The sequence below is a fragment of the uncultured Methanobrevibacter sp. genome, assembly GCF_902770715.1.
Classification (GTDB): Archaea; Methanobacteriota; Methanobacteria; order Methanobacteriales; family Methanobacteriaceae; genus Methanocatella.
Genome location: NZ_CACXTS010000012.1, coordinates 126,956 through 138,491, shown reverse-complemented (window position 1 = coordinate 138,491; position 11,536 = coordinate 126,956). Strand labels below are relative to the sequence as shown.

General features: G+C 33.9%; 11 protein-coding genes. All 11 read right to left on the bottom strand.

Going from position 1 to position 11,536, the window contains the following annotated elements; genetic code table 11:
• On the bottom strand, positions 1 to 1,291 hold a 1,291-nt coding region (thsA, locus tag QZU81_RS05330), incomplete at its 3' end, for a thermosome subunit alpha (RefSeq protein ID WP_295589987.1).
• A 369-nt stretch (positions 1,292 to 1,660) separates the two neighbouring features.
• Positions 1,661 to 3,190 (bottom strand): hypothetical protein, encoded by a 1,530-nt coding sequence (locus QZU81_RS05325; protein ID WP_295589984.1) that lies wholly within the window; start codon positions 3,188 to 3,190, stop codon positions 1,661 to 1,663.
• A gap of 230 nt (positions 3,191 to 3,420) precedes the next feature.
• Entirely contained in the window at positions 3,421 to 4,470 is a 1,050-nt protein-coding gene (asd, locus tag QZU81_RS05320; protein WP_292825310.1) for an aspartate-semialdehyde dehydrogenase, read from the bottom strand.
• Positions 4,471 to 4,479: 9 nt separating this feature from the next.
• Positions 4,480 to 5,301 (bottom strand): 4-hydroxy-tetrahydrodipicolinate reductase, encoded by an 822-nt coding sequence (dapB, locus tag QZU81_RS05315; protein WP_295589981.1) that lies wholly within the window; start codon positions 5,299 to 5,301, stop codon positions 4,480 to 4,482.
• A 12-nt stretch (positions 5,302 to 5,313) separates the two neighbouring features.
• Complete coding sequence (gene dapA, locus QZU81_RS05310) at positions 5,314 to 6,207, bottom strand: 4-hydroxy-tetrahydrodipicolinate synthase (RefSeq protein WP_292849910.1); 894 nt, start codon at positions 6,205 to 6,207, stop codon at positions 5,314 to 5,316.
• Positions 6,204 to 7,424: an aspartate kinase gene (locus QZU81_RS05305; RefSeq protein WP_292825303.1), complete on the bottom strand. Its 1,221-nt coding sequence runs from the start codon at positions 7,422 to 7,424 to the stop codon at positions 6,204 to 6,206. Before QZU81_RS05305 ends, dapA begins: the two co-directional genes overlap by 4 nt.
• A 178-nt stretch (positions 7,425 to 7,602) precedes the next feature.
• The gene (locus QZU81_RS05300) at positions 7,603 to 7,788 is read right to left on the bottom strand and encodes a 30S ribosomal protein S17e (protein ID WP_295589996.1); all 186 of its coding nucleotides are present in this window, start codon (positions 7,786 to 7,788) and stop codon (positions 7,603 to 7,605) included.
• Positions 7,781 to 8,116 (bottom strand): chorismate mutase, encoded by a 336-nt coding sequence (locus tag QZU81_RS05295; protein WP_295589976.1) that lies wholly within the window; start codon positions 8,114 to 8,116, stop codon positions 7,781 to 7,783. Before QZU81_RS05295 ends, QZU81_RS05300 begins: the two co-directional genes overlap by 8 nt.
• Before the next feature lie 142 nt (positions 8,117 to 8,258).
• The gene (locus QZU81_RS05290; protein WP_295589973.1) at positions 8,259 to 9,569 is read right to left on the bottom strand and encodes a succinylglutamate desuccinylase/aspartoacylase family protein; all 1,311 of its coding nucleotides are present in this window, start codon (positions 9,567 to 9,569) and stop codon (positions 8,259 to 8,261) included.
• The gene (locus QZU81_RS05285; RefSeq protein ID WP_292825291.1) at positions 9,566 to 10,432 is read right to left on the bottom strand and encodes a shikimate kinase; all 867 of its coding nucleotides are present in this window, start codon (positions 10,430 to 10,432) and stop codon (positions 9,566 to 9,568) included. The genes QZU81_RS05290 and QZU81_RS05285 overlap by 4 nt, the downstream gene beginning before the upstream one ends.
• A complete protein-coding gene (locus tag QZU81_RS05280) occupies positions 10,432 to 11,514 on the bottom strand; it encodes a glycosyltransferase family 4 protein (RefSeq protein WP_295589968.1) in 1,083 nt (360 codons plus the stop codon). Before QZU81_RS05280 ends, QZU81_RS05285 begins: the two co-directional genes overlap by 1 nt.
• Between the last annotated feature and the right edge of the window lie 22 nt (positions 11,515 to 11,536).

The following is an 11,536-nucleotide window of genomic DNA, read 5'->3' as shown; positions in this document are numbered from 1 at the left end:
CGTTTACAGCTAATTGTTCTCTTCCAGAAATGGATTCTGCGTAATCTTTGAGTTTTTTAGCCATTGCAATTTCAGGAGCTCCTCCACCAGCAACAACTTGGTCGTCTTCTACAGTAGCTGCAACTACACCGATAGCGTCTTCGATTGCTCTTACGATTTCAGCTACGATGTGTTTGGTACTTCCTCTGATGAATAATGTTACGGATTTTGCTCCGCTGCATTCTTCTACGAAGATCATTTCTTCACCGGAGATTTTTCTTTCTTCAACGATACCTGCGTCACCTAAGTCTTCAGCGGTTAAGTCATCTAAGTTGGTGATGACGGTTGCGCCGGTTGCTCTGGATAATTTTTCGATGTCAGATTTTTTAACTCTTCTTACTGCTAAAACGCCAGCTTTGGATAAGTAGTGTTGTGCTAAGTCATCGATACCTTTTTGTGCGAATAATACGTTTGCTCCAGCATCAACGATTTTGTTGACCATGTCTTTAACCATTTTTTCTTCTTGTTCGATGAAAGCTTGCATTTGTGCAGGGTCGGTAATAGTGATTTCTGCGTCCATTTCGGTTTCTTTAACTTCTAATGGAGTGTTGATTAATGCGATTTTTGCGCCTTCGATTAATCCTGGCATGCCTGGGTGTACTCTTTCTTTGTCGATGATTACACCTTCAACTAATGTGGATTCATCAGCAATAGCTCCGTCTTTTTTCTCGATTTTGATGTTGTCAATGTCGACACCATCTTCATCAGCAATTGCTTCTACAGCTTCTACGATTAATTTTGCTAATGGTTCACGTGCTGCTTCGGTTCCTTTACCGGTCATTGCAGTCATAGCTACTTTCATTAAGGTTTCGGAATCTACATCATCGATTGCGATTTCGTCTAAGATTTCTTGAGCTTTTTCAGCTGCTTTTCTGTAACCCATAGCTATGATTGTTGGGTGGATGTCGGAGTCAAGTAAGCTTTCGGATTTTTTTAATAATTCACCAGCAATGATTACTGCAGTAGTGGTTCCGTCACCGACTTCATCTTCTTGGGTTTTTGCTACTTCTACGAGCATTTTTGCTGCTGGGTGTTCAATATCCATTTCTTTTAAGATTGTTACACCGTCGTTGGTTACGACAATGTCACCGAGTCCGTCTACTAACATTTTGTCCATTCCTTTTGGACCTAAAGTAGTTCTTACGGTTTCAGCTAATACTTTACCAGCTAAAATGTTATTTCTTTGAGCATCTCTGCCGACAGACCTGTTAGTACCTTCCGGTAAAATAAAAATTGGTTGTCCTTGTGCCATTAATAATCACCTTTTTTTAATTTTATTAAATAATTAGATCAGTTTAATTATCAACATGAGAAAATAAGTTTATAGTGTTGACTAAACCTTTCTACTTAATACATGAGTTTAAGGTTATATAAATACTTTATGGTATAAAGTAAATTGAAGTAAGAAAAAGAATTTCAAATGAAAAAGCATTGCAGAAATACTACCATTATACTTGAAGCGACCCATGATAATTACACAAGTAAACAAAAACAATGCGATAATTCTTCATGTAAAATTAATTAAACAAGGAAACTTATTGAAAAAAGAATGAAATGTACTGGGACATGTACATGGTTAGCAGGAATAAAATAAAAATAAAAAAATTAAAGTAGATTTAAATTATCTACTTTGTTTTTTCTCCAATCTGAATGGAGGAGTTTGTTCTTGAGTTTCATAAGCTTCTTGTTCTTCTTGAAGCTCATTAAAGAAAGTATTGATTTCTTCAAGTCTTTTAATTTTATCGTTTTTCCTTGTTAACTCATTTTTAAGATTAATGAAATCTTCACGTGGAACAGTTTGCTCTTTCAAGTAGCGGAGTTCATTATCTTTAGCTGTGAGTTCATTTTGCAATTGAGTTTTAAGGGAAACATATTCTTCTTTAGGTACTGACCTTTCCTTAATATATTCCAACTCACTGTCACGAGCCGCAATATCATTATCATACCTGCTTTGAAGAGACACAAACTCATCTTTAGGAACTGACCTTTCCTTAATATATTCCAACTCATTGTCACGAGCCGCAATATCATTATCATACCTGCTTTGAAGAGACACAAACTCATCTTTAGGAACAGATCTTTCTTTAATGTATTCCAACTCACTGTCACGAGCAGAAATCTCATTTTCAAAATGAGTTTTAAGGGAAATATAATCTTCTTTTGGAACTGATTTTTCTTTAATAGATTCTAACTCAGTATTACGAGCAGAAATCTCATTTTCTAATCTGGTTTGAAGAGAAATATAATCTTCTTTTGGAACTGATTTTTCTTTAATAAATTCTAACTCAGTATTACGAGCGGAAATCTCATTTTCTAATTGGGTTTGAAGAGAAATATAATCATCTTTAGGAATGGAATTTTCTTTAAGAACAGCAATTTGATTATCTAAATTTTTAATTTCTGAATCAAATTTGGATTGAAGATCCTCATAATCTTTTCTAGGGATAGTATCTTGTTTTAAGTTAGTAATCTCAGCATCCATTGCGCTGATTTCAGATTCAAATTGAGTTTGAAGAGAAATATATTCATCTCGAGGAATGGTTTGCTGTTTTAAGATATCCAATTCATTTCCTTTTTGTTCTAATTCATTTTCTTTTATGCGAATCTCATTATTTTTAAGTTCAATTTGTTTTTCGAGCTCAAGAATTTGAGTTTGAGATTCAACATTATTTTCAAGCTTAATGACTTTGATCTTATAGTCATCAATGGTTCTTGAAAGAGAATTAATAGTAGCCTCTTTTTCAGCAATGCTTTTATAGGAGTCATTCAGTCTCTCATTTACATCAGATAGCTCTTTTTTCTTATATTCTCTTAATTGTTCAGCAAAATATTCCTTAATTTCGTCGAGAGAATTATTTACATAATCTAACTCGTAAATTCTATCCTCTTGATTTTTAATTAAGATATCTTTTTCATCTAGCTGTTTTTTCAAAAGGTTAATTTCATCTTCTGCTTTAAATTTAATAACAGAAACTTCTTTTTCTTTGTCTACAATATCTTTTTCGAGCTCTTTAATCCTTTGAGGAGTATTATCATTAGCTCGCTCCACTTCGAGTTCAGTTAAGTCGTATTTTAATTTATTAAGCTCCAATAGGCAAGATCGAATTAAAGATTGTAGAGTGTCTTTATCTGCATCAATTCCTATTTCCATTCTATCCCTTAGTTAAAATTTTATCCCAATATCGAATTCCAATTACTAATATTTTATGAAATTGGAAACTCCGATATATTGTACAATATAATTCCTTGATATAAAATATAATTTTCATACTATTTAAATTAAACCCTTAAATTAACCTAAAAATAAAATTAAAAAGAATAAGAAAACAGATGGAAAAAATAGAAAATTTAAAAAAAAATAGAAAAAATAAATTGATAAAATTAGAGTATTTTATCATTAATTAATTCTGCATTCAATATTGATGCTCCAGCAGCACCACGAACAGTATTATGTCCAACAAGAACATATTTAAAACTGTTATCAAAAGCTTGGTCTTTTCTTAACCTACCAACAGTAACTGCCATACCATTACCGGCATTTCTGTCCATACGAGGCTGTGGTCTGTCATTTTCCTCTTTGACAATTACCGGATTTTCAGGAGCTGAGAATAGATTAAGTTCTTGTGGCAATCCTTTAAAGTTTTGCATACTATCTTTAACATCAGCAATGTCAAAGTCATCTTCAAGCTCAATAAATACTGCTTCAGTATGGCCATCAATAACAGGTACCCTATGACATGATGCACTCAATTTGAAATTTGCATTAATTACATCGTTACCATCGAAAGAACCCAATAAATAGAGGGATTCGCTTTCCATTTTTTCTTCTTCGCCGCCGATGTATGGAACGAGATTATCGATAATGGCCATAGAAGGAACCCCATTATAACCTGCACCGGATACTGCTTGCATTGTTGATACTCTGACAGCTTTTACATCAAAATTATCAACAATAGGTTTTAATGTTAAAGCCAATGCAATAGTTGAGCAATTTGGATTAGTTACAATGAATCCATCCCAGTCATTTTCCTTCTGTTGCGCATCAATCATGTCTAAGCATTGAGGATTAACTTCAGGAATTACTAAAGGAATATTTTTCTTCATTCTGTGTGCACTAGCATTACTTGCAACAACATAATCTTTAGCAAATTCTTTTTCAACTTTCAATGCAAAATCTGCTGGAAGAGATGAAAATACAATATCCACATCGTTATCCATAGCATCAGGACTGGTTTCAACAACCTTAATGTCCCTAACAGATTCTGGCATTTCTTCATTCATATACCAAGTAGTAGCATCCTCGTATCTTTTGCCTGCGGAACGAGAAGATGCCGCTAATGCTGTAACTTCAAAATCTGGATGGTTTTCGAGCAATTGAATAAATCTTTGACCAACCATTCCAGTCGCACCGAGTACTCCCACATTTACCATATAACTCACCTATTCTAAACCTAAAACATCATTCATACTGCTAACAACACCTTGCTGTGCAGTAGGCACATATCTTATAGCCCTTATCACACCAGCGATGAAAACTTCCCTTGTGTGCGCTTGATGTTTAACTTCCAATCTTTCACCATCACCAACAAACATTACGGTGTGGTCACCTACAATATCTCCACCACGGATGGCGTGAACTCCTATTTCTTCAGATGTTCTTTTGCCGACTAAACCTTTTCTTCCGAATACTCCAACTTCTTCCGGATCACGGTCTAGCTCATTAGCAATTACTTCAAATGCAGTCATGGCTGTTCCTGAAGGAGCATCCTTTTTCTGGTTGTGGTGTGCTTCAATAATTTCAATATCAAAATCATATAAAAGGGGAGCTAATTTCTTTAAAGTATTGAAAAATACGTTAACACCAATAGCCATATTTGATGAAATAACCGCACGAACATTATTGTCTTCAATATTTTTAATATTGGAAACCATTTGTTCTTCAGTAAAACCAGTGGTTCCGACAACAACATTAACACCACAGGCGGTAGCCACTTTAATGGTTTCAACTGCGGCAGGAGCTATAGTGAAGTCAACCAATACTTCAGCGCCTGAAGCTTTTAAGGTTTCCTCTAATTTTTCAGAGCCGACAATTTCAACACCAAGCTCTTCTGTTCCAGCCTGAAGGCCTGCGTCTTTTCCTGCTAATGGAGTATTTGGCATTTCAATAGCTGCAACAACTTCCATGTCGTCTTGTTCTGTGATTTTTCTAATAATACCGGAGCCCATTCTTCCTGCTGCTCCAGTTACTGCAACTTTAATCATAATATAACCTACTTAAATTAAATCAGAATCTTTTAATGCTTTTTTAAGAACTTCTAAGTTTTCTTCTTTCATGTCACATAATGGCTGTCTTAAAGGTCCGGCTGGAAGTCCCATTAATCTCATTGCAGTTTTAACAGGAACAGGATTGCTTTCAATGAAAAGAGCTCTTATTAATTCCAGCATTTCATAGTGAAGTTCCATTGCTCTTGTATAATCATCGTTTAAAATGCTGTCAACCATTAAGACCATTCTTCTTGCATCGATGTTAGCAGATGCACTGATTACACCAGTTCCACCTACAGCCATAATAGGCAAAGTTAAAGAATCCTCACCGGAGAGAATGTTGAAGTCATCTTCGAGACCTTCATGAGTAAGTGCCCTGTAAATGTCAGATACTTTATCAACACTACCACTAGCTTCTTTAATTGCATCGACACCATCGATTTTAGCTAATTCAACAGCAGTGTCAACTTCTATATTGCTTCCAGTACGGGAAGGCACATTATACGCAATAAGAGGAATGTCACATTTTTCTGCAATGGTACCATAATGATCAACTAATGCATGTTGTTGTGGTTTGTTGTAGTACGGAGTAATTAATAATGCCGCATCTGCACCAGCATCATAAGCAAATTCTGTTAAAGATAATGCTTCGGATGTAGCATTACTACCAGTTCCGGCAACAGTTTCTACTCTACCGTTAACTTCATCAACCAATACTTCTATTACTCTGTGATGCTCTTCGTGAGTCATAGTGGCTGATTCCCCAGTAGTTCCAGCACCAACTAAACCGTTAACACCTTTATCAATTAAATAATTAATATTTGACCTGAATCCTTCCTCATCAAGTGTTCCTTCTTTTGTGAATGGAGTGACCATTGCAACGTATGTTCCTTCAAAATTCATTCTAAAACCTCGCTAATTAATTTATGAGCTTGTTCACCATCTTCCCAGTCGACGAATAATACAACAGCGGTCTGTGATGATGTGATTTCCAATATGTTTATATTATTTTTTCTAAGTGGTTCTGTAATGTCAGATATGATTCCCGGAGTTTCAATGATGTCCGGACTGACAAATGTAATCATAGCAGTGTCTCTTCCAAGTGATAATGAACTTAAAACATCAACATCTATTACCAATTGATGCAATAAGTGATATGCTTTATTTGAGTCTGTCTTATCAACAAACACAGTGATTGAATTTTGACCTGCAGATATACCGTAAATATTAATGTTTTCATCAGCAAGACTTGCTGTCAATTTAGCCATTAAACCAACTTTTTTAAGCATAGCCTCACCAACAATTGCTATAAGTGAAATAGGATCTTTATAAAGGGTGACACATTTTAACATTTCTCCTTCAAAAGGTCCTACAATACGAGTACCCTTCGCAGAAATGTCTCCATGTTCGAAATTAATAATTTTTGCACTGATTAATGGATCTTTATATTTTAATGCATGAGGATGTAAAACCTGAGCCCCATGAGTTGCCAAGTCTCTTAATTCCTCAACAGATATTGTGTCTAACAATTCCGCATCCTCGATTTTATTAGGGTCTGTTGACATTACCCCATCAACATCAGTGACAATTACCACTTCATTAGCATCCAAACAATGTCCCATTAAAAATGCTGTGATATCACTTCCACCTCTTCCTAAAGTTGTGATTTCACCGCTAGGACCCTTTCCTAAAAATCCACAAATGACCGGAATAACACCCTGATTTACAAGCTGTTTGATTCCATCAGTCTTCTTAAGAGTGGTATTTAAATCAATTTTAGCTTCTAAAGAATTAGAATCTGTCATGATTGGCCATAATTCATTATAAGGATCAATGAATTCAGACTTCACACCTAATGATTCAATAGTTGCTGAGAATAATCTAGCACTAGTTAATTCACCCATAGCCATAATTTCTGCCTTCTGCTTATCTGTTAAACTTCCACCAATAGCTTCATTAGATAATCCAATGAGCTCATCAGTAGTCTTGTTAACAGCGGAAACTACAACTACTACCTGACTGCCTTTCATATACTCATTTACTACGGACTGCGCCGCTTTTTTAATTCTAGAACCATCGCCTACCGAGGTTCCACCAAATTTTACTACTATCAAATCCATTAAGTTCACCTATTTCTTAAAAATTCATTGAAATTTTGTCTTATGAAACAAAATATTCATATATATTTTTATCTGACCATATTAATAAACTTTTAAATATATATAAAATAAATTAAAAAAAGTTCAAAATTAAAATAATTAAAATAAAAAAAGAGTAATAAAAAATATGAAAAAAAGCTTAGTCTCTGGTTTGTTCTAACCTTACAAGCCTTGTTACATATCCAGCAATTTTATTTCTTAAGTGTTTAGTACTTACAGTTACTAATTTTTTATTTTCTTCAAAATCAGTAGTGAAAACACCTTTGTGAGTTTCAATAAGTTCTTTTGCTAAACGTTTAACAAATGAAGTTCTAATATTACCCATCAACATTCCTCCTTAAAATTTCTTTTTGTTCATTTTTATTTAAAATAGTCAGCATATCTACGATTTGATCAACAATATCCACATCAAGACCATTTTCTTCAGAAAATTTCTCAATTTTTTTATGAATAGCATCTTCTCTAGACTTATCCAAAATTGGCATTCCAATATATTCTTTACATAGAGCTATATCTTTTGCAAGAGAAGTTCTCTGAGAAATCAAATCAAATAACTCATTATCAATTTCATCAATGCGAATTCTAGATTTTTTGAGAAGTTCTTCAGCTTCCTCTTTATTTTTAAAAGATTTTATGTTATTAGTCTCACTCAAAAAATCACCAAATTGATAATAATGATAATAATATAATTTATTATTAAACCTACTATATAAATTATATGTTTTTAAGCAATGATTGAAATTAAAATTATGATTTCAATATCAATGAAAAAAATAAAAAAATGAGAAATATTCTTTATATAACGGAACTATATTTCAAGAAATATTTCATCATATTGTATGAAAGAGTAACAGATTTTGAAGTAACAGTATTGTGAGGAAGTGCAACTTCACAAATTACTGCAGGAATTCCTAATTTATTAACATTGTCAGATATTGCTCCAGGATATACTTCACCTGCATACTTATAAATTCTCTTATTCACCTTAGCATATTTAGCAATATAATTGGTTAAATCAGCACTTTTTTTAGCCGGTCCTTTAGATCCCATGACAATATTCTTACCTGGAACTCCACCAGGTTTTGTTGTGTGGAAATCTCCATAAGCATCGCATTTATATTTGGATACCAACTTGACAATTTTATTAGGTATAGTGCCTGATTTAGAAGCAATACGATTGAAATCTTTATCTGTGTATCTAACTTTTTTATAAATAGCTTTAACGTTTACAAAAGGCATTATGTAAATAGTTCCTTTAACAGGAGTTTTAGTTAAATGAGCAATCATTTTCATTGCGGCGACTTGTGATGACAATTCATTTCCATGAACACCTGCAGTCATGAAAACAACTTTTCCAGGTCCTCCTTTAAACATTAAAAGAGGAATGCCTTTTTTAGTTACTTCGACAGTTTTTTTAACAACAGCATTGTTAGGCATGTTCTTTTTAATTAACTTAACTTTAGAAACATCCCCTTTAATACCCCATTTCAATACTGTTAATGTAATCTTATTTTTAACAGTGAAAGTATTGGACCCGCTTAACTTATCAACAGAATATTTAATTACATAATTTCCAGCATTATATTTAAATGTAAAAGTAGCCACACCCTTCTCATTTGTATTCTTAGTGTAGACATTTTTACCTATTGTAATGGTTACTAACTTATTAGCAATAGGTTTTCCCGCCTTATCATAAGCTTTAACTGTATATGTGGCCTTATTTCCATAAACTACTTTAACATTACCTGATGTGACAACATTTTTTGCCTTTGCAACTACAACAGGCACTTCAGGAGTTTTTCCACTGGAAGAATTAGTATCTGAAGTACTATTTGAAACATTATTGTTTTCATCACCGACCCCACCATTTTGCTGATTGGTGTCATTAGCCACAATATCAGAACTACCATTATCAGCATCACCATTACTGGAATCAGCGGTAACTTCGTTTACATTATCCGCAATCTTATTAACATTTTCGGATAATGTAATTGCATCATTAACACTTAATGTGTCATTAGAGACTGAAATATCTTCCGATGCTGAAACAATTGATAAACTGCATATCAAAACTATCAATGCCAGCATCAAATATCTTTTCTTCATAATATCCTACAACCTTTATTATCCACTTTTGTTTCTATTACCTTACCTTCATATTTGCTCCATGAGTATTTAATATCATCGATTGCGTCTTCAGATGCAACCGCCACAAATGATGAACCCGTCCCTGATAAGCCAGAAGCAATAGCTCCTGCTTGTAAAGCATCAATAGCTATTGTTGAATCAAAGCCCAATGTTGCGGAATAAATTAACCCGTTTAAATTTAGAGCCTTGAAATAATCCTTATTTCGAGCAAAATCAAAGGCTGTTTGAACTAATGGAGCCAATAATTTCATCCTTTCTTTATCAGAATCGCCTGATTTTGAGTAAAAATTAGGCATATATACTAAAATAGGATATTCATCCATTTTTTCTTTAATAATGAATTTTCTGTTCATATTATCAGTAACAACAACTCCGCCAAAATAAGATGCAGTAGCATCGTCAAATGACCCTGTAATGGTCACTCCAGCATCTAAAGAAGCATCAATTGCCATATTGATTATTTCCAAATCATCAAGAGGTTTTAGATTGAATTCCTCAGAAATGATTGAAGAGACCACCTTGACAATTGCATTGGATGAAGCACTGCTACTTGATAATCCAGAAGCCATTGGTAAATTTGATTTTGTTTTTAAATCAATACCGAAATCATTTTCATCAATATTATAATGATTGAAAACTTTTTTAGTGCAAATCTCCATTAAAGAATTATCCGCTCCAACATCATTGGAACAATGAATGCCCTCATCAGCAGTTTTGGCCTCACACTCGATATCCAAACCTATCCCGAATGCTGAACCGAAACCAGTTGCAATGGCATTGATTATTGTAGCAGAACCTGGAGATCTTACAGATTTTTTCATTATTCCACCCCATCATAAGGAATTGTAACTTCAGCGAAATCCATTGCACGATTTCTTGCATTGAGTGATAAAACTAATCTTAATTCATCATCATTAATTATGTTATCAACAGCTCTTGCTATGGAAGAAATTTTATTCGGATTTACAAACAAACCCACATCTTCAGTTATTATTTCAGTTATTCCACCAACTTTACTTCCAATAACCGGTTTTCCACAAGCTAAGGCTTCAATTAAAACCAAACCAAAACTTTCTGAAAAAGATGGCAATATCAAAACATCACAACTTGGAATAATGTTTTCCACATCGTTTCTAGCGCCAGTAAATATCACATCACGAATATTTTCATCTTCAACTTTTTTCTTGAGCTTTTTATATTGTGGCCCATCACCAACAATAACCAGATAATAATCGCTGTTTGCTATTTTTTTAGCTTCCAATAATGAATTGACATTTTTTCTTTTAATTAAGTTACCTACAAAAAGAACGATTGGCTTATCTTCAAGTTTATTTTCCTTTTTAAATGAATCATTTTCCTTTGAAGAAAACTTATCTATGTCTACTGAGTTCCATGATAACTTGGTTTTGTCAGCTATGCCCGGAACGCCTGTTGCAATAATCTCATGCCTTAATGCATTGCTTACTGCAAAAACGCGATAAGCATCTCTCAAAACTTTTCTGATTGTTGATCTCATAAAAGGCTGTGTCTTATATAATTCAAACATGTCAGACCCGTGTGCTGTGACATATGTTCTGATGTTATGTTCCTTTCCAACTTCAACGGCAGCGGCGCCCGCAGGGAATAAATAATGGCCATGTATAATGTCGATGTCTTCCTTTTCCAAAAGTTCTTCCAATGCTTTTTTAGCATTCATTTTAAACATTAATCCTCTAACACCCGGAATATTAAGACCTTTAGTACCTATAACGTGGATTCCGTCAATATCCTTAATATCCTTGTGAGGATAAGTGATTACATAAACCTCATGGCCTTCACTGACCAGCTTTTTTGATAAAGTGTGAATATGAACACCAACACCACCAACATGAGGCGGGAATTGGCCAACCATAGCTATCTTCATAAAAAATAAAACTCCATTTAAA

What these genes read in the sequence shown, in the direction of transcription:
- QZU81_RS05325 (WP_295589984.1), bottom strand. Translation starts at nt 3,190, where the DNA reads ATGGAAATAGGAATTGATGCAGATAAAGACACTCTACAATCTTTAATT.
- asd (WP_292825310.1), bottom strand. Translation starts at nt 4,470, where the DNA reads ATGGTAAATGTGGGAGTACTCGGTGCGACTGGAATGGTTGGTCAAAGA.
- dapB (WP_295589981.1), bottom strand. Translation starts at nt 5,301, where the DNA reads ATGATTAAAGTTGCAGTAACTGGAGCAGCAGGAAGAATGGGCTCCGGT.
- dapA (WP_292849910.1), bottom strand. Translation starts at nt 6,207, where the DNA reads ATGAATTTTGAAGGAACATACGTTGCAATGGTCACTCCATTCACAAAA.
- QZU81_RS05305 (WP_292825303.1), bottom strand. Translation starts at nt 7,424, where the DNA reads ATGGATTTGATAGTAGTAAAATTTGGTGGAACCTCGGTAGGCGATGGT.
- QZU81_RS05300 (WP_295589996.1), bottom strand. Translation starts at nt 7,788, where the DNA reads ATGGGTAATATTAGAACTTCATTTGTTAAACGTTTAGCAAAAGAACTT.
- QZU81_RS05290 (WP_295589973.1), bottom strand. Translation starts at nt 9,569, where the DNA reads ATGAAGAAAAGATATTTGATGCTGGCATTGATAGTTTTGATATGCAGT.
- QZU81_RS05285 (WP_292825291.1), bottom strand. Translation starts at nt 10,432, where the DNA reads ATGAAAAAATCTGTAAGATCTCCAGGTTCTGCTACAATAATCAATGCC.
- QZU81_RS05280 (WP_295589968.1), bottom strand. Translation starts at nt 11,514, where the DNA reads ATGAAGATAGCTATGGTTGGCCAATTCCCGCCTCATGTTGGTGGTGTT.